We start from the raw sequence: 22,023 nt of genomic DNA, 5'->3' as shown, positions 1-22,023 counted from the left end.
TTATGGCATTACTGGATTTTTTTCTCTCGCGGAAAAAGAGCACAGCGAACATCGCTAAAGAGCGACTGCAGATTATTGTTGCGGAACGTCGTCGTAGTGACGCCGAGCCACATTATTTACCGCAACTGAGGAAAGATATTCTCGAGGTTATCTGCAAGTATGTACAAATTGATCCTGAAATGGTCACGGTACAGCTTGAGCAAAAAGACGGCGATATTTCTATCCTCGAACTTAACGTGACATTACCTGAAGCCGAAGAGTCTAAATAACCGCTTTGCTCAGTACAGTCATGGTTGCAAAAAAGGCAGATTATTCTGCCTTTTTATTTTCAGTTTCTTGCCAACATGTTGCGCATTTATTCCAACGTAAACTTTGGGTAGTTTTCGGAAAAATAGCGGCGCAAATATTCAACGGTAATACGGATTTTTGCCGATGTCGCCAGCCGAGAAACATAAACTGCCCAAATATTGGCGGGTTGATAATACTCTGGCAATATCTGCACCAGATGTCCGCTGGCTATATTGTCGCAAACATCCCACCAGGAACGTAAAGCAATTCCCTGACCATCAAGACACCACTGATGTACCACTTCACCATGGTTAGACGACAGAGGCCCTGTCACCTTAATGGAGTGAGCGCCCTCTTTATTACGCATTTGCCAGATACCAAACGGATGGTCGCGCTCTTTAATGACCAGACAGGGAAAAGTGGCGAGATCGGTTAGTTGTTTCGGCGTCCCATGCTGTGCCACAAACTCTGGCGAGGCGCACAAAATACGGTAGTTAGTCGCCAGTTTGCGGGCAATCAGGTTAGGTGCGATATCATCACCGATACGAATATCAAGATCGACCCCCTCATTCACCATATCCACCAGGCGGTCTTCAACATCGAACCTCAGTTCTAACTGCGGGTACTCTTTTGCCAGCGCAGACAGCGCCGGAGCCACCACCCGGCGGCCAAAACCAAAGCTACTGATAATTCGTAACATTCCCTGTGGGATCTGCCTGGCATCAGACAGTTCATCCATCATCTGATCAACATCCTGCAGGATCCGCTGCGCCCATTCGTAGATCCGCTCCCCCTCTTCCGTGATGGTTACGCGCCGAGTAGTCCGGTGCAGCAGCACTACATTCAGCGTCTGCTCCAATAGAGCAACTCGCTTACTGATAAAGGCAGGTGATACGCCCAGCTCTTCGGCAACGGCGGCAAATCCTGCTCGACGAGCAACCAGCATAAAGACGCGTAAATCATTTAGCAGCGGCAGATTATTCATGATCTGTGTTTTATGTTTCACCAGTTAGGGGGATTAACTATTAATCAGTCAATTATAGGATAAGGGGAAAGTCAATTTTGATGGCGTACAAGTGAGAGCTGCTATGAAGAAAACCTGTCGTATTGCCGCTATCCCCGGAGATGGCATTGGTAAAGAAGTCCTGCCTGAAGGCATTCATGTGTTACAAGCAGCCGCCGAGCGCTGGGGTTTGTCGCTCAGCTTTGAGCAAATGGAATGGGCCAGCTGCGAGTACTATACCCATCATGGAAAGATGATGCCCGATGACTGGCATGAGCAACTACAATCCTTTGATGCTATCTATTTTGGCGCCGTTGGCTGGCCGGACACTGTCCCGGATCACATCTCATTATGGGGATCGCTGCTTAAGTTTCGACGCGAATTCGACCAGTACGTCAACCTGCGTCCGGTGCGTCTGTTTCCGGGCGTCCCTTGCCCGCTGGCAGGTAAGCAGCCTGGCGACATTGATTTTTACGTGGTACGCGAGAACACCGAGGGAGAATACTCTTCGCTCGGTGGACGCGTGAGCGAAGGTACCGAACACGAGATGGTTATTCAGGAATCGGTCTTCACACGTCGTGGCGTGGATCGTATATTGCGTTACGCTTTCGAGCTGGCGCAAAACCGCCCGCGTAAGACCCTGACCTCGGCGACCAAATCCAATGGCCTGGCTATCAGCATGCCATACTGGGACGAGCGCGTTGAAGCCATGGCGGCTAACTATCCCGAGATCCGCTGGGATAAACAGCATATCGATATACTGTGCGCTCGCTTTGTGATGCAGCCAGAGCGTTTTGATGTTGTGGTCGCCTCCAACCTGTTTGGCGATATCCTTTCCGATCTCGGTCCGGCCTGTACCGGAACGATTGGTATTGCGCCTTCTGCCAACTTAAACCCGGAGCGCACCTTCCCCTCCCTGTTCGAGCCGGTACACGGTTCAGCCCCCGATATTTACGGCAAAAACATTGCCAATCCTATTGCCACTATCTGGGCTGGTGCCATGATGCTGGACTTCCTTGGCAACGGTGATGCCAACTATAAAGCCGCCCACGACGGCATTCTGGCGGCGATTGAGCAGGTCATCGCCAGCGGCCCAAAAACGCCGGATATGAAAGGCAGCGCCACCACACAACAGGTTGCTGAGGCCATCTGTCGGGCACTGCGTTAGAGGTCAAACCACGAAATATGAGCCGCGTCACTGACGCGGTTTTTTTATGCTTTTTACGAAGCCAATAACCTGCGTCAATTCACCTTTTATTATTTCCGTTCCGTGTTTTATTGCTTCACGCATTGGGCAATTGTTTAATTCATGTAAAGAACAAATGATTAAATTGTTAAATACAAGGTCGCTAATTCCCTACAGCATGATAACAACGACAGGCTAATGCCAAACGCGGGCAACCGTGCCCAGGAGATCCCATGTTGAGCAACGTAAAGAAAAAAGACGTGCCGCTGATAGCCATCAGCCTGGTGGCTATTCTTTTTATCGCCGCCACACTTAGTCTCTTCCCTCAGCAGTCTGCGCAAGTTGCAAATACCATTTTTAACGGCGTGACCCGAATGCTGGGTTCCGCCGTACAAATCCTCGTTCTCATGGCCATGGGGTTGGTGGTCTGGCTGGCCACCAGCAAATACGGCAATATTCGTCTCGGAGAAGGCAAAGCGGAATACAGCACGCTGTCCTGGCTGTTTATGTTTATTTGTGCTGGATTAGGCTCCTCCACGCTCTACTGGGGCGTAGCCGAGTGGGCCTATTATTACCAGACCCCAGGTCTCAATATTGCGCCACACTCGCAAAAAGCATTGGAATTCAGTCTGCCTTACTCCTTTTTTCATTGGGGGATCAGCGCCTGGGCGACCTACACGCTGGCCTCATTAACCATGGCCTACCACTTTCATGTGCGTAAAAACAAAGGGCTGAGCCTGTCGGGAATTATCGCCGCCATCACGGGTGTGCATCCGCAGGGCGTGTGGGGACGTGTGGTTGACCTGATGTTCCTGATCGCCACCGTTGGCGCATTAACCATCTCCCTTGTCGTCACCGCAGCCACCTTTACCCGCGGTTTGTCAGCCCTGACGGGTTTACCGGATAACTTCACGGTGCAGGCGTTTGTGATCCTGTTCTCTGGCGGCATTTTCTGCCTGAGCTCCTGGATTGGCATCAACAACGGTTTGCAACGTCTGAGCAAAATGGTCGGCTGGGGCGCGTTTTTACTGCCGCTTTTGGTGCTGATTGTTGGCCCGACCGAGTTCATCACCAACAACATCATCAACGCGATTGGACTGACGACACAAAACTTTTTGCAGATGAGCCTGTTCACCGACCCACTCGGCAACGGTGAATTCACTCGTAACTGGACAGTATTTTACTGGCTGTGGTGGATCTCCTACACCCCGGGCGTCGCGATGTTTGTCACACGCGTGTCCCGCGGTCGCAAAATTAAAGAGGTTATCTGGGCATTAATCCTGGGGAGTACCGTCGGTTGCTGGTTCTTCTTTGGTGTGATGGAAAGCTACTCTATTCATCAGTTTGTAAACGGCGTAATAGACGTGCCGCAGGTAATGGCGACGTTGGGTGGTGAAACGGCCGTACAGCAAGTGTTGATGTCGTTGCCTGCCGGGAAATTGTTCCTGGTGGCGTATCTGGCGATTATGATTATCTTCCTCGCCTCGCACATGGATGCCGTCGCCTATACCATGGCAGCTACCAGCACGCGCAACCTGCAGGAGGGCGACGATCCAGACCGTAGCTTACGTTTGTTCTGGTGTGTGGTCATCACGCTGATTCCGTTATCGATTCTATTCACCGGCGCGTCCCTGGAAACCATGAAGACCACGGTGGTTCTGACTGCGCTTCCCTTCCTCGCCATCCTGTTGGTGAAAGTTGGCGGTTTTCTTCGCTGGGTACGGCAGGACTATGCCCATATTCCTGCGCATCAAATTGAAAGTCATCTTCCTGAAGTACCCGTTACCCTCCCCGTTGCGCCACCGGCCGGGACACTACTCAAAGGCGACAATTAAGCGCCAGTACAAAATCCTCTTACTCACAAATTAAAGGTATTCCAATGAGCAATCTGAACCCTGAGTTTATTCTGCCGCAAAATTTCTGTGCCAACCCACAGGACGCATGGACTATCCCGGCCCGGTTCTATACCGACCATCAGGCTTTCGAGCACGAACAAGAAAAGGTGTTTGCTAAAAGCTGGATTTGCGTCGCCCACAGTAGCGAACTGGCGAAACCTAATGACTATGTAACCCGCGAAGTCATTGGTGAGAACATCGTGCTGGTACGTGGGCGCGACAACGTACTGCGCGCATTCTACAACGTCTGCCCGCATCGTGGTCACCAGTTATTAAGCGGCGAAGGCAAAGCGAAAAATGTGATTACCTGCCCTTACCACGCCTGGGCGTTCAAACTTGACGGCAATCTGGCGCACGCGCGTAACTGCGAAAACGTCGCCAACTTCGACAGCGAGAAAGCGCACCTCACCCCGGTACGTCTGGAAGAATATGCCGGATTCGTATTTATCAATATGGACCCGAACGCGGGCAGCGTGGAAGAACAACTCCCAGGTCTTGCAGACAAAGTTATCGAAGCCTGCCCTGACGTACACGACCTGAAACTGGCTGCACGCTTTACGACCCGAACTCCGGCCAACTGGAAGAATATTGTCGATAACTATCTGGAGTGCTACCACTGCGGCCCTGCTCACCCTGGTTTTTCCGACTCGGTTCAGGTTGACCGTTACTGGCACACCATGCACGGCAACTGGACGCTGCAATATGGTTTCGCCAAACCTTCGGAGCAGTCATTCAAGTTCGAAGAAGGTGTTGATGCCGCCTTCCACGGTTTCTGGCTGTGGCCTTGCACTATGCTCAACGTCACGCCAATCAAAGGTATGATGACCGTGATCTACGAATTCCCGGTGGATGCGGAAACGACGCTGCAAAACTATGACATCTACTTCACCAACGAAGAGCTGACCGAGGAACAGAAACAACTGATCGAATGGTATCGCAATGTCTTTCGCCCGGAAGATTTGCGTCTGGTTGAAAGCGTACAAAAAGGGTTGAAATCGCGGGGTTATCGCGGTCAGGGACGCATTATGGCGGACACCAGCGGCAGCGGTATCTCCGAACATGGCATTGCCCATTTCCATAATCTGGTTGCCCAGGTGTTTCAGGAATAACCAGGGCTGTAACGACAGGTTCCGGCGCATCGTTGCTCCGCGCCGGACGGATTTTTTAGGGAGTGCCGCAATGTCAGAGTATCAAATGCGAGACGTCCGCGTTAGCCGGATTGAGACAATTACCGCGCAGGTAAAGCGCTTCACCTTAACGGCGACCTCAGATGAACCATTGCCTGCGTTTACGGGAGGCAGCCATATTATTGTGCAAATGCAAGATGGCGATAACCTGTACAGCAATGCGTACTCGTTGATAAGTTCGCCACGCGATACGCGCGCTTATCAAATCGCCGTAAGGCTGGAGGAGGCGTCCAAAGGCGGCTCACGCTATCTGCATCAAAACGTGAAACCCGGCGATACGCTCACGATCTCCACACCAAACAATCTCTTCGCCCTCGCCCCTCAGGCACAAAAACATCTGTTGATTGCCGGAGGCATTGGGATCACACCGTTTTTATCGCAGATCCCGGAGCTTGAGCATGCTCAGGCGCAATGGCAATTGCACTATTGTTCTCCTGGCCGGGATAACTGCGCGTTTCATGACGAACTCGTGCAGCACCCGAGTGCCGCACGCATTCATCTGCACTTGTCAAGCGCAGGTACACGTCTTGATTTAGCGCGTCTGCTGGCCGATGTTGAACCCGGCACGCATATCTACACCTGTGGCCCTGCGGTTCTCAACGATGCCGTCAGAGAAGCCGCTTCCCGCTTCGGGGTGGACAACAATACGCTACATTTTGAACAATTCGCCGCGGAAGACAAAAGCGGTGACGCCTTCACCTTGGTTCTGGCGCGTTCCGGGCGCGAATTTGTGGTCCCGGAAGAGATGACCATTTTGCAAGTTATCGAACATAACAAAGCCGCACGCGTGGAGTGCCTGTGCCGGGAAGGCGTTTGCGGCACATGTGAAACAACGATTCTAGAAGGGGAAGCCGATCACCGCGATCAATATTTCAGCGACGACGAAAAAGCCAGCCAGCAAAGTATGCTCATCTGCTGTTCGCGCGCGAAAGGTAAACGCCTGGTGCTGGATTTGTAGCGTTATGCAGGCCGGGTCAACCATGGCGCGACCCGGCAAGTCTGGTAACTTACTGCGGATATTCCTGCAGCAGCGCGTTAAGACGATCGGACATCAGTTCGCCACGCCAACCGGAAATCAATTCCGGAAGAGACTGCTGCGGCTTTAATTTCCAGTGCCAGTTGAGCAACTGGTTAATCTGGCGACGCGAAGCAAGCAGCTCGACGCTAAGATTATGTTCCGCACTCACTTCAGCAACCAGCGCCTTAATGGCTTTGAACGCCTTGCGATAGCCAGGCATATCCATCAAATTCAGCAGTGGCTCCGGCAGCGACTCTTCCGGTAAGGCCTGAGCTTTTTCGACCATGGAGATCAGCGTCTTGCCGTGGAAGCGAATTTCGCTCCCGGAAAGCCCCAGACTATCCAGTTCGCCCAGACTGCCCGGCATATAACGGGCCACCGCCCACAGATGCTCTTCACGCACCACGAAGTTTACCGCCAAATCGCGCTCGCGCGCTTTACGCAGCCGCCAGTCGGCAAGCAGTTGCAAACAGGCCAGCTGACGGGTGCGCAATTGCCACGCGTTGGTGATGTCGCGCCAGGCGTCTTCAGGCGCCAGAATCTCCTGGCGACGCTGCTGCATTAAGCGACATTCATCCAGCGCGGCTGGCAGCCAGCCGCTGGCTTCGGTTTCAGCCATCAGCGTGGTGGTGATCGGTAACAGATACCAGACGTCAGCTGCCGCGTATTCGCACTGACGCTCGGTCAATGGTCTGGCCAGCCAGTCGGTACGGGATTCGCTTTTGTCGAGCGCCACGCCCGTAAACTCTTCCACCATTGAGGCGAAGCCCCACGACAGCGGACGACCGCAAAAAGCGGCGAGGATTTGTGTATCAATCAACGGCTGAGGAAGTTCGCCGAAAGCGTTGAGAAACACTTCCAGGTCTTCACTGCCGGCATGCAGGAATTTGGTGATGGCGGTATCACGCAGAATATCGCGCAGCGGCGACCAGTCGGTGATCCCCTGAGGGTCAATCAGAGCAACGTGTTTGCCATCAAACAGTTGGATCAGCCCCAACTGCGGATAATAGGTGCGTGTGCGAACAAATTCGGTATCCAGGGCTATCGCCGGAAATTCACGGACGGCTTCACACAGCGTGGCCAACGCGTCGTCCGTGGTGATCATTTGGTAATTCAAATCGTGCTCTCTTTGGTTTGCGGCAAAAAAAACGCCGGATTACCCGGCGTTTTCTGCTGGCTGACTTAACGCTCAGCCTTTATTGTCCACTTTGGCGCGCGCTTCGTCACGTAATTCTCGTCGCAAAATTTTACCGACGTTAGATTTCGGCAACTCATCGCGAAATTCCACCAGCTTCGGTACTTTATAGCCCGTCAAGTGACGACGGCAGAAAGTGACCAGCGCGTCATCGGTTAACGAGGCGTCTTTCTTCACCACAAAAATTTTCACCGCTTCACCGCTGCTGCCTGATGGAACGCCAACGGCAGCCACTTCCTGCACACCAGGATGTTGCATCACCACGTCTTCAATTTCGTTCGGATAGACGTTAAAGCCGGACACCAGGATCATATCTTTCTTACGATCGACAATACGCAGGAAGCCTTCATCATCCATCACCGCAATATCGCCGGTATGCAGCCAGCCGTCTTTGACGATTTCGTCAGTGGCGTCTGGTCGCTGCCAGTACCCCAGCATCACCTGCGGACCTTTCACGCACAGTTCGCCAGGCTCTCCCGGCGGCACTTCGTTGTCGTCGTCATCCACCAGTTTAACCTCGGTGGAAGGAACTGGTAACCCAATACTGCCGCTATGGTAGTCGATATCGTGAGGGTTGACGCTCACCAGCGGAGCGCACTCCGTCAGGCCATAACCTTCCAGCAGATACTGCCCCGTCAGCTTAACCCAACGTTCAGCTACTGCCTGTTGAACTGGCATCCCGCCGCCTGCGGAAAGGTGCAGTGATGAGAAGTCCAGTTGCTGGAACTCTTTGTTATTTAGCAGTGCGTTAAACAGCGTGTTGACGCCGGTCATCGCAGTGAACGGATATTTCGCCAGCTCTTTTACCAGTCCGGGTATATCGCGCGGGTTGGTAATCAGCAGGTTTTGACCACCCAGCTCAATAAATAACAGGCAGTTCATCGTCAGCGCAAAAATGTGATACAGCGGTAGGGCTGTCACCACCAGCTCTTTGCCCGGATGCAGCAACGGACCATAGGTGGCATTAACCTGCTCAAGGTTAGCCAGCATGTTGCGATGCGTGAGCATCGCACCTTTCGCCACGCCAGTTGTCCCGCCAGTGTATTGTAGGAACGCCAGATCTTCCGACACTACTTCGGGCTTCACATACTGCATGCGATAACCGTTTTGTAGCGCACTGCGAAACGAAATGGCATCCGGCAGGTGATATTTCGGCACCAGGCGCTTGATATACTTGACGACAAAGTTAACCAGCGTCCCTTTAGCGGTCGACAGCTGATCGCCCATGCGCGTCAGGATCACGTGTTGCACCGACGTTTTGTCGACCACCTTTTCCAGCGTGTGGGCAAAGTTAGAGACGATGACAATGGCCGCCGCGCCGCTGTCGTTAAGCTGATGTTCCAGCTCGCGAGGCGTGTACAGCGGGTTCACGTTCACGACAATCATGCCAGCACGTAAAATCCCAAACAGTGCGACCGGATATTGCAGCAGATTCGGCATCATCAGCGCGACGCGATCGCCCTTTTTCAGCCCGAGGCCTTGTTGCAAATAGGCTGCGAACGCCCGGCTACGCTCTTCAAGCTTGCGGAAGGTCATCACCTCCCCCATGTTTACAAACGCGGGCTGATCGGCATACCGTCTTACTGAGTGTTCAAAGAGTTCCACCAGGGATTGATAACGGTCAGGATTGATCTCCGCAGGAACACCAGCGGGATAACGGTTAAGCCAAACCTTTTTCAATACATCACCTCTAAAATGCGTATTCGTCGTCATCACAACCCCAGGCAATAAACAAACTGTTAACATAATATTAACTCAGCGTACCAGTTTGTTTATTACACAACGACAAGGTTGCGAAGCACGTCACTATTTATTTTTCTTATATCCACGTTAATGCAGAAACAGCGGACGAGCCGCTGTTTCTTTTACTAATAAAACAAAGAGTTACTCAGTTACTATGGTCTGAACCTGTGCCGGACCGGGATTGTACCATCCCCATCCGCCATAGCCACCGTAAGGCCAGCCACGCGCACCGTAGAACCACGGGTCGATCGGCTGAGGCGGCATCACAATTTGCTGAGTAATATGCCAGCGTTTATAGCCAGTTACCTGCATCAGCATGAATTTATACGGGGTATTGCCGATTTTTCCGTCCACTGTGCCGCTAATCGGCCCCACGACGGTGACCAGTTGCCCGCGGAAATCCACCGGGTCGAGAAAGCCATTTACATCAGCATAAATCCGCCCGCGTGAGGCTTCACCCAGCACTGGGCGCGCCCCGCTATCAAGAGGAACCGTGGCAATTTCCAGACGGGATTTCCCCTGCTGGTTCAGAATATTGACCACTTTACCGCCGAAACGCGCTTCCTGTCCGACATACAGCTGCGGCGCATTCATCACCCGCACCAGATCCTGCTGCGGCGTAGGACTCGAACCTTTAATCGCGTCCGGGATGGTGACGCAGCCGCTTAGCATTAACGCTAACGCGCCCGCCAACACACCTTTCAATAACTGCTTTTGCACCGCCATATTACGACTCCCTTTTCTTAGCTTCTGCCCCGGCCTGTTCACAATGCTGTGCACTGACGTCGATGAAAATTAACCGGGGATGTACTACTAAGATTCATTCTTTACCGGGAAGTTTCTTCCACGCCACGGTGTTACGTAAATAAACCGGTTCAGCATGTTCAACCGCCACGGTCTTACCGGCAGCCAGCATTTGCGTGGCGACAGGCAGCATATCTTCAGCCGCAGGAAGCAATACGTCACCGTCGCTGAGTGTCAGACCACTGTCTTTACCGAGTTCAGGCCAGGCAGGCCAGCCCGTTCCGACCGTTACCCACTCGCCAGACAACTGCAATAAACGCTCATGTACCTGCTCAGGGGTTAACACCGCTTCGGTTTCTTCACCGTGCCAGTTACCGTTCTCATCACGCTGGTATTCCGCCCAGTAGACTTCGCCCATTCGCGCGTCGATCGCGGCCAGTACGCGGGTAGCTCCCGATTTACGCCAGGCTCCCTGCGCCATTGTCGCAAGAGTGGAGACGCCGATCATCGGTAAATTCGCGCCTAACGCCAGCCCCTGAGCAATGCCAATCCCAATACGGACGCCGGTGAAACTACCGGGACCGCGACCAAACGCCAGGGCGTCGATGTCGGTTAACGTGAGATCGCCAGCGGCCAGGATTTCCTCGACCATCGGTAAAATTCGTTGGGTGTGTTCTCGTGGGCAAAGCTCGAAATGAGCCTTGATAGTACCGTCATTCCACAGGGCAACAGAGCACGCCTCTGTGGCGGTATCGATAGCCAGAATTCGCATGAGTGTTTGTGATCAAATCAATAAATTTGGCGCGCATCTTACCACACTCCGTAACAAATTACTCAGTCGTTGGTACGGCAAGAAAGCGAACAGCGCGAGCAATATCACGTGTACGCGGTGCAGGCGGAAGGCTCGCCAGGAAAGTGGCACCGTAAGGCCGCATCACCAGACGATTGTCGCAAATCACCAGTACACCGCGATCGTCAGCATCACGAATCAGACGCCCCACGCCCTGTTTCAGGGTGATGACCGCATCCGGCAACTGAACGTCTTCAAACGGATCGCCACCGCGTAATCGGCAGTCTTCCATTCGCGCCTTTAACAGCGGGTCATCCGGTGAGGTGAACGGCAGTTTATCGATAATCACCAGCGACAGCGTATCGCCACGCACGTCTACCCCTTCCCAGAAGCTGCTGGTGGCAACCAGTAACGCATTACCTGCGCTGACAAACTGCTGTAACAGTTGCCCTTTACTGGTTTCCCCCTGCAGCAACACGGGAAGCGTCATGGTGGCGCGGAATTGTTCCGCCAGATCGCGCATCATCGCGTGTGAAGTACACAGCATAAAACAGCGACCGTTGTTCGCCTCGATAATGGGACGCAGCATGGACGCCAACTGCCGCGCAGCCCCCGGCTGGTTAGTTTGCGGGAGATTACGCGGCACACACAGCAGCGCCTGGCGGGTATAATCAAAAGGACTCGGCAACAGCATCGACTCGGCATCGTTAATACCCAGCCGCGCGGTGAAATGATGGAGATCATCGTTTACCGACAGCGTCGCGGAGGTAAAAATCCAGCACCCCGGTTTTTGCTCCATCACTTCTTTGAATTTATCCGCCACCGTGAGCGGCGTCAGCGCGAGAGTGAAATGACGGGAGGTACATTCATACCAGTAGCTAAAACCTGGCTGGTTGATCTCTTTCAGACGCTTCAGCCGAGCACGGTAAAGCGTGGCACGTTCAAACGCGGCATCCAGCAAGGCCGAACGTCCGAGAGACAGTTTCGCCACGTCATAACACAGCTCAAGCGTGTCATCGAGCAACAGAAATGCGCGCTGCACGCGCTGGTCGGCCAGCAGTTCCCGCAGGTTTCCGCGATAGCCCGGTTCGCCCAACTGCAAACGGAAGTCCTGAGCGCTTTGCGCCAGCCGGTCGGCGCATTTTTGCAACTGCTGAGTGTCTTTCAGCTCGGTGCGATAGGCAATGGTGATGTCTTTTGCCAGATCCAGCAGTTGGCGACTGGAGAGCGATTGACCAAAGTACTGACTGGCGATATCCGGTAACTGGTGCGCTTCATCGAAGATCATCACCTCTGCTTCCGGGATCAGTTCGCCAAACCCACTCTCTTTCACCACCATATCAGCGAGAAACAGATGATGGTTCACCACAACGACATCCGCTTCCATCGCCTTCTTGCGCGCTTTAACGACAAAGCACTCTTTATATAGCGGACAGTCGCTACCAAGGCAATTATCGTTTGTGCTGGTCACCAGCGGCCAGGCCTGAGAATCTTCCGCCACGCTGACGCAGGTGCTGATGTCGCCATCAAGGGTTTGATTTGACCACGAGCGTAGCAAAATGACGTCACTTAAGGTTTGTACCGGCAGATCACCGCCTGCCAGCGCCTGTTGTTCGAGACGCTCAAGGCACAGATAGTTTGAACGCCCTTTCAGCAACGCCAGTTTTCCGGTGAACGCCAGGGCTTTTGCCACGGTGGGTAAATCGCGGCTGTATAGCTGATCCTGCAACGCTTTCGAGCCTGTGGAGACAATCACCTTCTTTCCGGCGCGTAGTGCAGGGGCAAGATAGGCATAGGTTTTACCCGTTCCGGTTCCGGCTTCAACAACCAGCGGCTGTGATTTTTCGATAGCATGACTGACGGCGAAGGCCATCTGCCGCTGTGGTTCACGCGGTTTAAAACCTGGTATCGCTTTAGCTAACTGACCGTCTGCTGCAAAATCGTCCGTCACACTGCCCCCTGTTCATTTGAACAGGGATTATGTCAGGCCAGCGGGTCTTTCGCCAGTTGAAGAGGTGACGTGGGCACAACATTATGGCAGTCTTGGCGCAACCCAAAGCCATTATGAAAAAACGTAAATGAGGAATGATTTATGACGATTGTGCGCATTGATGCCGAAGCGCGTTGGTCCGACGTGGTTATCCACAACAACACGCTGTATTACACTGGCGTGCCGGAGAATCTGGATGCAGACGCTTTTGAGCAAACGGCAAATACGCTGACGCAAATTGATGCGGTGCTGGAAAAACAGGGCAGCGACAAGTCACGTATCCTTGATGCCACTCTATTCCTGGCAGACAAAAGTGATTTTGCTGCCATGAACAAAGCCTGGGACGCGTGGGTTGTTGCGGGTCACGCGCCGGTACGTTGTACCGTTCAGGCCGGGTTAATGAACCCGAAATACAAAGTTGAGATCAAGATTATCGCTGCGGTATAAGCGGCGTTACTCATCTTCATCTTCAAAACGCGCCACGATCCGTTCACCGGTGTGACTGGCGCGTAACTCTTCAGCGACCAGAGCAATAGCTTGTCCGCTGCTCATCCCTTGCGACATCAGTTCCTGAATGCGCTCTACTGCTTTTTGCTGCTGCTCATGACTGAGTGAAGGTAAACCTGCAAACATTGTTAACTCCTGCTAAATTGTCTGCGCTTATTATTTCATGCTACCGGGCAGTTAGCCAGTAGAGTAGCAACGAGTCAGGACTGATGAAGACGTTATCTCCCGCAATAATCACATTACCCTGGCGTCAGGACGCCGCTGAACGCTATTTTTCGACCTTAAGCCATCTGCCCTGGGCGATGCTGTTGCATTCTGGTCATGCCGACCATCCACATAACCGCTTTGATATTCTGGTGGCGGATCCCATCGCTACGTTGGTTACGCTGGCTGAGGAGACCGTTGTGCGGGACGGTCGCACCTTCGTGCGCACGCATGATGATCCGATGACGGTATTACACTCCGTGCTCAACGCACGCAAGATTCATCCAGATTATCACCCGGACCTGCCGTTTCAGGGCGGGGCGTTAGGTCTGTTTGGCTACGATCTTGGCCGACGCTTTGAATCACTGACCTCTATTGCCGAATGTGATATTGCGCTGCCGGATATGGCGATAGGCATTTACGACTGGGCACTGATTGTCGATCATCAGTTGCAGACTGTGTCTCTGCTTAGCCATACCGATGTCGATGCGCGGCTGAAATGGCTCGATGCACAACAACCGCCAACCAGCGAGTCATTTACATTGACCTCGGCATGGCAGTCCAATATGAGCCGCGCTCAGTACGGCGAGAAATTCCGCCAGGTGCAGGGATACCTTCACAGCGGCGACTGTTATCAAGTCAACCTTGCCCAGCGGTTTCAGGCGCATTATCAGGGCGATGAGTGGCAGGCATTCGTCAAACTCAATCACGCCAACCGCGCCCCGTTTAGCGCGTTTATTCGTCTTGAGGAAGGCGCAATCCTCAGCCTTTCACCCGAACGGTTTATTCTGTTGGAAAACCAGCACATCCAGACGCGTCCGATTAAAGGTACGCTGCCAAGGCTTGAAGATATCAACGCCGATCGTGAGCAGGCCCAGCGACTGGCAAATTCACCGAAAGATCGCGCGGAAAACCTGATGATCGTTGATTTGATGCGTAACGATATTGGTCGCGTTGCCACACCGGGTTCGGTACAGGTTCCGCAGCTGTTTGTGGTCGAACCTTTCCCTGCCGTTCATCATCTGGTCAGCACTATTACCGCGCGCTTGCCAGAGTCATTGCATGCCACCGACCTGCTTCGCGCCGCCTTCCCTGGCGGCTCCATCACCGGCGCGCCGAAAGTGCGGGCGATGGAAATTATCGACGAACTGGAGCCGCAAAGACGCAACGCCTGGTGCGGCAGCATTGGTTATCTGAGCTTTTGCGGCAATATGGATACCAGTATCACCATTCGCACGCTGACGGCCACAAACGGAAAAATTTATTGCTCCGCAGGCGGTGGTATTGTGGCAGACAGTCAGGAAGACGCGGAGTATCAGGAAACGTTTGATAAAGTGAATCGTATTTTGCACCAACTGGAGAACTGAGACGTGGAATACAGCAACCTGACGCTTGATGACTTTTTATCGCGCTTCCAACTCCTGCGCCCGCAGGTCAATCATGCCGCGTTAAACCAGCGCCAGGCTGCCGTACTGATCCCTGTCGTGCGTCGTGCACAACCGGGATTACTGTTAACCCAGCGATCCGTTCACCTGCGCAAGCACGCCGGACAAGTCGCCTTTCCCGGCGGTGCGGTGGATAGTAGCGATGCCTCATTGATTGCCGCCGCCCTTCGTGAAGCGCAGGAAGAAGTGGCGATCCCACCTTCTTGCGTTGAGGTGATTGGCGTGCTGCCACCGGTCGACAGCGTTACCGGATTCCAGGTCACGCCAGTGGTAGGTATTATCCCGCCAAATTTACCGTATCGCGCCAGTGAGGATGAAGTGTCTGCGGTGTTCGAAATGCCGCTGGCGCAGGCCCTGCATTTAGGACGTTATCACCCGTTGGATATCTACCGTCGCGGCGATTCACATCGTGTTTGGCTTTCCTGGTATGAACAATATTTTGTCTGGGGAATGACCGCCGGAATAATTCGTGAGCTGGCGCTGCAAATTGGCGTCAAGCCATGACTATACTTATCTTTACGCACTCCATAGACAACTTGAAATTCAGGTCACAACATTAGCAAAACCGCGGTTATCTATTAGTTTAATTCATGTGAATAGTTAAGCCGATCGCCGCGTTCCCTCTTACACTATGCGCAGTTATAACATCGTTACTGGAAACCCCAGTCGCCCTGTAGGAGTATTATCGTGATTAGTCTATTCGACATGTTTAAGGTGGGGATTGGTCCCTCATCTTCCCATACCGTAGGGCCTATGAAGGCGGGTAAACAGTTCGTCGATGACCTGGTCGAAAAAGGATTACTGGACAGCGTTACTCGTGTCGCCGTCGACGTGTATGGTTCACTGTCGCTCACGGGTAAAGGTCACCACACCGATATCGCCATTATTATGGGTCTGGCGGGCAATGAGCCTGCTACCGTGGATATTGACAGCATCCCCGGATTTATCCGCGACGTAGAAACGCGTGGACGTCTGCTGCTTGCGCAGGGTCAGCACGAAGTGGATTTCCCGCAGAATGACGGGATGCGTTTTCACAACGGCAACCTGCCGCTGCATGAAAACGGGATGCAGATCCATGCTTACAATGGCGAAACCGTCATTTACAGCAAAACTTACTACTCAATCGGCGGTGGATTCATCGTTGATGAAGAACATTTTGGTCAGGATGCCGCGGGCGAGGTCAGCGTGCCTTATCCGTTCAAATCCGCTACTGAAATGCTGGAATACTGCAACAGCACCGGCCTGTCTCTCTCTGGCATGGCGATGCAGAACGAACTCGCGCTGCACAGTAAAAAAGAGATTGAAGAGTACTTTGGCCACGTCTGGCAGACCATGCAGGCTTGTATTGATCGCGGCATGAACACTGAAGGCGTGCTGCCGGGTCCGCTGCGCGTTCCACGCCGTGCTTCCGCCCTGCGTCGTATGCTGGTTTCCAGCGATAAGCTCTCCAACGATCCGATGAACGTGATCGACTGGGTGAACATGTTCGCGTTGGCAGTTAACGAAGAAAACGCCGCAGGTGGTCGCGTTGTAACTGCACCAACCAACGGTGCTTGCGGTATCGTGCCTGCAGTACTGGCCTATTACGATCATTTCATCGAGTCCGTCAGCCCGGATATCTATACCCGTTATTTCCTGGCTGCCGGCGCGATTGGCGCGTTGTACAAAATGAATGCGTCAATCTCCGGTGCTGAAGTGGGTTGCCAGGGGGAAGTTGGCGTAGCCTGCTCCATGGCTGCCGCGGGTCTGGCTGAACTGTTAGGCGCAAGCCCTGAGCAGGTCTGTGTAGCTGCCGAAATCGGCATGGAGCATAATCTCGGCTTAACCTGTGATCCAGTTGCCGGTCAGGTACAGGTTCCGTGCATTGAACGTAACGCCATTGCTTCCGTGAAGGCGATCAACGCTGCGCGTATGGCAATGCGCCGCACCAGCGCGCCGCGTGTCTCGCTGGATAAAGTCATTGAAACTATGTACGAAACAGGTAAAGACATGAACGCCAAATACCGCGAAACATCACGTGGTGGTCTGGCAATCAAAGTCCAATGTGACTAATACTTAATTTTCGCCCATCTGCGACGGATGGGCGAATTTACCCCCTCACCCTCGTCTACTGTAATTTTCCCCACTACACTTGCTCTGTTGCTGTTGGCTTCTGTGACCAACGGCTTATCGGGCAGCCCGCATGCAAACAGCACAACGGATCATTAAAAACTATCGCCGGAATCGCTTAATCGTCTGCACTGTTTGTGCACTACTGACGCTCATCCTTACATTAGCTGTCCGATTTATTTCGGAGCGTAATTTAAATCATCGCAATATCCTTACCTTTGCCAACCACACCGTTGAAGAATTGGATGACGTGCTTTTACCCTTACAGGCCGGACGCGATGTGCTGCTGCCGTTGATTGGACTTCCCTGCTCAGTAGCGCGTTTACCCCTGAGTAAGCACGCCGCCAGACTACAGACAGTGCGTTCTATTAATCTGATTCAACGCGGGATCCTCTATTGCTCCAGCATTTTTGGTTATCGCAATGTGCCAGTTCGTCAACTGGAGCCTGAATTACCCAGCCGGGAGCCACAACTGCTGCTGACTACCGACCATTCGTTGATTAAGGGCAGCCCGATTCTGACGCAGTGGTATCCCTCATCTGCCGATGGCGAAGATGGTGTGCTGGAAATCGTGAATATTGATTTATTGTCGTCCATGCTGCTTGAACCTCAACCGCCGTACATTACTAATGCCAGCTTAACCGTCGGTAATCGCCATTTGCTCTATGGACAAGGTGTTGTTGATACGCTCCCTGAACTGAATAATGAAAAACGCTACCAGCTCTCATCGCAACATTTCCCCTATACCATCAGCATCACCGGTCCAGGCGCTAGCGAACTGGCTATCAAACATCTGCCAACACAACTGCCGCTGGCGGTGATCCTGAGTTTATTAGTGGGGTACTTGGCATGGCTGGCGACCGCCAGCAGAATGAGCTTCTCCAGGGAGATAAATCTGGCCCTTGCCGCACGCGAATTCGAGCTGTTTTGCCAACCACTACTTAATGCCCAAACCCGGCAATGTACGGGAGTGGAAATCCTTTTACGCTGGAATAACCCGCGCCAGGGTTGGATTGCTCCCGAAGTATTCATTCCCATCGCTGAAGAGCACAATCTGATTGTGCCATTGACCCGTCATGTCATCGCAGAAACCATTCAGCAGCGGCACGTCTTCCCGATGAGCAGCCAGTTTCATGTTGGGATTAATGTCGCCGCCAGCCATTTTCGTCACGGTATGCTGCTAAAAGATCTCAACCAGTATTGGTTCAGCCAACACCCTATCCAACAGTTAGTTATCGAACTTACCGAACGCGATGCGTTACTTGAGGTGGATTATCGGATCGTGCGTGAGTTAAATCGGCTTGGCGTAAAACTGGCGATTGATGATTTTGGCACCGGCAACAGCTCGCTCTCGTGGCTGGAAAAACTTCGGCCGGATGTGCTGAAGATTGATAAATCATTTACTTCGGCAATCGGAACAGACGCCGTGAACTCAACCGTCACAGACATCATTATCGCGTTGGGGAAAAAACTGAATATCGAACTGGTAGCGGAAGGCGTTGAAACACAGGCACAGGCGCAGCATTTACGCCGACATGGCGTACAATTATTGCAAGGTTTTTTGTATGCAAAGCCAATGCCGCTGCGCGATTTTCCTGAATGGCTGGCGGGCAGCACGCCGCCGCCCACCCGGCATAACGGGCGACACAGTATGCCCGTCATGCCGTTTCGCTAAACCCGATTACTCGTCTTCGTCGTGAACGGGTTGTTCTTTAACAATGCGAACTAAATCCACACGATAGTCATTCGCTTCGACAATCGTGATGCTCAACGGTGCAACCTCGATAACATCACCTACGCGTGGAATATGACCGTTAGCCGCAATGACTAAACCTGCCACCGTGGCAATGTCTTCATCTTCATTCACTAACGTATCCACGTCCAGCGCCTGTTGCAACGCATGCAGATCGGTTCCCCCTTTCACCAACCAACCGCCTGCATCAGCAATAATTTCAGGCGTTTCATCGGCATCCGGGAATTCACCGGCGATTGCTTCTAATACGTCCAGCGGCGTCACCAGACCCTGCACGACGCCAAACTCGTTAGTAACGATGACGAAACTACCGCGGGCGCGACGCAGAACGCCTAACAAATTAATCGGGTCCAGCGTTTCCGGGACGACGATAGCCGGGGATGCAGAGGCAATGGCCGCCACATCTACACCGTCTTCCAGCGCCACCAGCAGCTCTTTAGCACGCACGATCCCGATGATTTCATCCAGTTCGCCACGACATACCGGGAACAGACTGTGTGGTGAAGAGAGCAACTGCTCGCGAATTTCCGCCACGCTCAGGTCTGCATCAACCCAGCTAATTTCGCCACGCGGGGTCATAATGCCGCGTAATGAACGCGACGCCAAAGAAAGGACGCCGTTGATCATATAGCGTTCTTCTTCCACAAATGCGCCTTCCGGTACGGGAACCGGCATAGGATTGTCGGATTCCATCTGTGCGCTGGCCTGACGTTTACCGCCCATCAGACGCAGGATTGCATCGGCAGTGCGCGCGCGCAGCGGCAGCGCCGACTGGTGGCGAATAAAGTTACGACGGGCAATCTGGTTAAACAGCTCAATGATGATTGAGAAGCCAATCGCCGCATACAGATAGCCTTTCGGAATATGGAAGCCAAACCCTTCGGCAACCAGACTCAGACCGATCATTAACAGGAAGCTCAGACACAGCACCACCACCGTCGGGTGTTGGTTCACAAATCGTGTCAGCGGCTTGGAAGCGAGCAGCATCACGGCCATAGCAATCACTACCGCCGCCATCATCACTGGCAGATGGTTGACCATACCGACCGCCGTAATTACGGCATCCAGCGAGAACACCGCATCGAGGATGACAATCTGCGTTACAACAACCCAAAAACTCGCATATCCTTTTGTCTGGCCAGTATCATGTTCACGGTTTTCCAGCCGCTCATGCAGCTCTGTCGTAGCCTTGAACAAGAGGAATATACCCCCCAGCAGCATAATCAGATCGCGCCCCGAGAACGCATAGTCCATTACCGTGAACAGCGGCTTAGTTAGCGTCACCATCCACGAAATGACGGACAACAAGCCCAAACGCATAATCAGCGCCAGTGACAGACCGATTAATCGCGCTTTATCTCGCTGTTTTGGCGGCAGCTTATCAGCCAGGATCGCAATGAAGACCAGGTTATCAATACCCAGAACAATTTCGAGAACGACAAGCGTGAGCAAACCCACCCAAATCTGCGGGTCCATTAATAATTCCATGACAAGCTCCTGCTTAAGGAATGACCAAACTGCGCGCTGAGAATCTCAGGCGTTAAAGCGATATGCAGAGAAAATTTGTGGCAAAAAGTGCCAATTTGACAGGCGCAACGCGGCCTGATGGTGAAATGACGTCGGTGACGATCCATATGGTGGGCTACTGCCCTATACTCCTGAGTAATTAAACAGATGCTAAACATAACAGAGACAATCGGTTTTTAGCAAAGATTTACCTTCCTTTGCAATAAGTTGTTTCGGAGATATTTTGCCCTTCGAAATTTCTTTTCATCGGAAGTTAAATTACGGATCTTCATCACATAAAATATTTTTTTCGATATCTAAAATAATTCACGAAAATCATAAGCTTTTCTTTGTAACCCTTATCTGAATCGATTCGATTGCGGACGACGATTCAAATACATCTTCACGTTGATGTGTTAACGATAATAAAGGAGGTAGCAAGTGACCATTGCTATTGTTATAGGCACACATGGTTGGGCTGCAGAGCAGTTACTTAAAACAGCAGAAATGCTGTTAGGCGAGCAGGAAAACGTCGGCTGGATCGATTTCGTTCCAGGCGAAAATGCTGAAACGCTGATCGAAAAGTACAACGCTCAGTTGGCAAAACTCGATACCAGTAAAGGCGTGCTGTTTCTCGTTGACACATGGGGAGGCAGCCCGTTCAACGCTGCGAGCCGCATTGTCGTCGATAAAGAGCATTACGAAGTCATCGCCGGTGTGAACATTCCCATGCTGGTTGAGACCTTCATGGCGCGTGATGACAACCCCAGCTTCGATGAATTAGTGGCACTGGCCGTTGAAACCGGTAGCGAAGGCGTGAAAGCGTTGAAAGCAAAACCGGTGGAAAAAGCCGCTCCTGCTCCGGTCGCTGCGCCAAAAGCAGCAGCGCCCGCCAAACCGATGGGCCCGAACGATTATATGCAGATCGGCCTGGCGCGTATTGATGACCGTTTAATCCATGGTCAGGTGGCAACGCGCTGGACCAAAGAAACCAACGTTACACGCATTATCGTCGTCAGTGATGAAGTTGCTGCCGATACCGTGCGTAAAACGCTGCTGACTCAGGTAGCACCTCCGGGTGTAACAGCACATGTGGTTGATGTCGCAAAAATGATCCGCGTCTACAACAACCCCAAATATGCAGGCGAGCGTGTGATGTTGTTGTTCACCAACCCGACCGACGTAGAACGTATCGTTGAAGGTGGCGTGAAAATTACCTCCGTTAACATTGGTGGTATGGCTTTCCATCAGGGTAAAACCCAGGTAAACAACGCTATTTCTGTTGATGAAAAAGATATCGAAGCGTTTAAAAAATTAAACGCGCGTGGTATTGAGCTGGAAGCCCGTAAGGTCTCCACCGATCAGAAACTGAAAATGATGGATCTGATTGCCAAAGCGGAAAAATAAACGCTCTGGTTGAATCTTTAGCTCTCACACTTAAGTCTGTATAAGCAATAGGA

At 52.5% G+C, this 22,023-nt stretch carries 20 protein-coding genes; 11 read left to right on the top strand and 9 right to left on the bottom strand.

Annotated features, from left to right (window positions below; translation table 11 throughout):
• The first annotated feature begins 2 nt into the window (after nucleotides 1-2).
• The gene (gene minE, locus NMD08_RS11300) at nucleotides 3-269 is read left to right on the top strand and encodes a cell division topological specificity factor MinE (RefSeq protein WP_001185666.1); all 267 of its coding nucleotides are present in this window, start codon (nucleotides 3-5) and stop codon (nucleotides 267-269) included.
• An 86-nt stretch (nucleotides 270-355) separates the two neighbouring features.
• On the opposite strand, the gene NMD08_RS11295 is transcribed toward minE, so the two are convergent.
• Entirely contained in the window at nucleotides 356-1,273 is a 918-nt protein-coding gene (locus NMD08_RS11295) for a LysR substrate-binding domain-containing protein (protein WP_370620150.1), read from the bottom strand.
• Nucleotides 1,274-1,376: 103 nt separating this feature from the next.
• Between NMD08_RS11295 and NMD08_RS11290 the strand changes: the two genes are divergently transcribed.
• From NMD08_RS11290 to NMD08_RS11275, 4 genes are all read left to right on the top strand, one after another.
• Nucleotides 1,377-2,459, top strand: coding sequence for a tartrate dehydrogenase (locus NMD08_RS11290; RefSeq protein ID WP_151219451.1), 1,083 nt, complete (start codon nucleotides 1,377-1,379; stop codon nucleotides 2,457-2,459).
• Between the two features lie 251 nt (nucleotides 2,460-2,710).
• On the top strand, nucleotides 2,711-4,312 hold the full coding sequence (locus tag NMD08_RS11285; protein ID WP_187252301.1) for a BCCT family transporter: 1,602 nt from the start codon (nucleotides 2,711-2,713) through the stop codon (nucleotides 4,310-4,312).
• 44 nt (nucleotides 4,313-4,356) lie between these two features.
• Nucleotides 4,357-5,481 carry a carnitine monooxygenase, oxygenase subunit YeaW gene (yeaW, locus tag NMD08_RS11280; RefSeq protein WP_151225561.1) on the top strand — a complete coding sequence of 375 codons (1,125 nt, stop codon included), beginning with the start codon at nucleotides 4,357-4,359 and terminating at the stop codon, nucleotides 5,479-5,481.
• A gap of 70 nt (nucleotides 5,482-5,551) precedes the next feature.
• On the top strand, nucleotides 5,552-6,517 hold the full coding sequence (locus tag NMD08_RS11275) for a PDR/VanB family oxidoreductase (RefSeq protein WP_151225562.1): 966 nt from the start codon (nucleotides 5,552-5,554) through the stop codon (nucleotides 6,515-6,517).
• A gap of 49 nt (nucleotides 6,518-6,566) precedes the next feature.
• On the opposite strand, the gene rnd is transcribed toward NMD08_RS11275, so the two are convergent.
• The 5 genes from rnd to NMD08_RS11250 all read right to left on the bottom strand — a co-directional run bounded on the left by rnd (nucleotide 6,567) and on the right by NMD08_RS11250 (nucleotide 13,000).
• Nucleotides 6,567-7,682, bottom strand: a complete 1,116-nt coding sequence (gene rnd / locus NMD08_RS11270) for a ribonuclease D (RefSeq protein ID WP_151219513.1) — start codon at nucleotides 7,680-7,682, stop codon at nucleotides 6,567-6,569.
• 84 nt (nucleotides 7,683-7,766) lie between these two features.
• A complete protein-coding gene (gene fadD, locus NMD08_RS11265; RefSeq protein ID WP_210905188.1) occupies nucleotides 7,767-9,452 on the bottom strand; it encodes a long-chain-fatty-acid--CoA ligase FadD in 1,686 nt (561 codons plus the stop codon).
• A gap of 204 nt (nucleotides 9,453-9,656) precedes the next feature.
• Nucleotides 9,657-10,241, bottom strand: coding sequence for a Slp family lipoprotein (locus NMD08_RS11260; protein WP_151219453.1), 585 nt, complete (start codon nucleotides 10,239-10,241; stop codon nucleotides 9,657-9,659).
• A 94-nt stretch (nucleotides 10,242-10,335) separates the two neighbouring features.
• Entirely contained in the window at nucleotides 10,336-11,031 is a 696-nt protein-coding gene (gene tsaB / locus NMD08_RS11255; protein WP_040232337.1) for a tRNA (adenosine(37)-N6)-threonylcarbamoyltransferase complex dimerization subunit type 1 TsaB, read from the bottom strand.
• 58 nt (nucleotides 11,032-11,089) lie between these two features.
• Entirely contained in the window at nucleotides 11,090-13,000 is a 1,911-nt protein-coding gene (locus NMD08_RS11250; protein WP_151219455.1) for an ATP-dependent DNA helicase, read from the bottom strand.
• Between the two features lie 141 nt (nucleotides 13,001-13,141).
• On the opposite strand from NMD08_RS11250, the gene NMD08_RS11245 reads away from it, so the two are divergent.
• Nucleotides 13,142-13,486: a RidA family protein gene (locus tag NMD08_RS11245; RefSeq protein WP_151219456.1), complete on the top strand. Its 345-nt coding sequence runs from the start codon at nucleotides 13,142-13,144 to the stop codon at nucleotides 13,484-13,486.
• A gap of 6 nt (nucleotides 13,487-13,492) precedes the next feature.
• Here NMD08_RS11245 and NMD08_RS11240 read toward each other — a convergent pair whose 3' ends face one another.
• Nucleotides 13,493-13,672 carry a YoaH family protein gene (locus tag NMD08_RS11240; RefSeq protein WP_003020986.1) on the bottom strand — a complete coding sequence of 60 codons (180 nt, stop codon included), beginning with the start codon at nucleotides 13,670-13,672 and terminating at the stop codon, nucleotides 13,493-13,495.
• Between the two features lie 83 nt (nucleotides 13,673-13,755).
• Here NMD08_RS11240 and pabB point away from each other — a divergent pair, with 83 nt between their 5' ends.
• The 4 genes from pabB to NMD08_RS11220 all read left to right on the top strand — a co-directional run bounded on the left by pabB (nucleotide 13,756) and on the right by NMD08_RS11220 (nucleotide 18,979).
• On the top strand, nucleotides 13,756-15,117 hold the full coding sequence (pabB, locus tag NMD08_RS11235; protein WP_370620149.1) for an aminodeoxychorismate synthase component 1: 1,362 nt from the start codon (nucleotides 13,756-13,758) through the stop codon (nucleotides 15,115-15,117).
• 3 nt (nucleotides 15,118-15,120) lie between these two features.
• Nucleotides 15,121-15,699, top strand: a complete 579-nt coding sequence (locus tag NMD08_RS11230) for a CoA pyrophosphatase (RefSeq protein WP_151219457.1) — start codon at nucleotides 15,121-15,123, stop codon at nucleotides 15,697-15,699.
• Nucleotides 15,700-15,882: 183 nt separating this feature from the next.
• Complete coding sequence (gene sdaA, locus NMD08_RS11225; protein WP_003833765.1) at nucleotides 15,883-17,247, top strand: L-serine ammonia-lyase; 1,365 nt, start codon at nucleotides 15,883-15,885, stop codon at nucleotides 17,245-17,247.
• A 130-nt stretch (nucleotides 17,248-17,377) separates the two neighbouring features.
• On the top strand, nucleotides 17,378-18,979 hold the full coding sequence (locus NMD08_RS11220; RefSeq protein ID WP_370620148.1) for an EAL domain-containing protein: 1,602 nt from the start codon (nucleotides 17,378-17,380) through the stop codon (nucleotides 18,977-18,979).
• A 6-nt stretch (nucleotides 18,980-18,985) separates the two neighbouring features.
• Here NMD08_RS11220 and yoaE read toward each other — a convergent pair whose 3' ends face one another.
• Together yoaE and NMD08_RS28350 are read right to left on the bottom strand one after the other, a co-directional pair.
• On the bottom strand, nucleotides 18,986-20,545 hold the full coding sequence (gene yoaE / locus NMD08_RS11215) for a CNNM family cation transport protein YoaE (RefSeq protein ID WP_151219459.1): 1,560 nt from the start codon (nucleotides 20,543-20,545) through the stop codon (nucleotides 18,986-18,988).
• Nucleotides 20,533-20,691, bottom strand: a complete 159-nt coding sequence (locus tag NMD08_RS28350; RefSeq protein WP_373276864.1) for a hypothetical protein — start codon at nucleotides 20,689-20,691, stop codon at nucleotides 20,533-20,535. The genes yoaE and NMD08_RS28350 overlap by 13 nt, the downstream gene beginning before the upstream one ends.
• Nucleotides 20,692-21,004: 313 nt before the next feature.
• Between NMD08_RS28350 and manX the strand changes: the two genes are divergently transcribed.
• A complete protein-coding gene (gene manX / locus NMD08_RS11210) occupies nucleotides 21,005-21,970 on the top strand; it encodes a PTS mannose transporter subunit IIAB (protein WP_187252293.1) in 966 nt (321 codons plus the stop codon).
• Nucleotides 21,971-22,023: the final 53 nt, after the last annotated feature.

Origin of the sequence: Citrobacter meridianamericanus (assembly GCF_041320245.1) — a bacterium.
In the GTDB taxonomy this organism is placed as follows: domain Bacteria; phylum Pseudomonadota; class Gammaproteobacteria; order Enterobacterales; family Enterobacteriaceae; genus Citrobacter; species Citrobacter meridianamericanus.
Note: the sequence above shows the minus strand (reverse complement) of the source record. Positions and strands in the feature narration are given on the sequence as shown.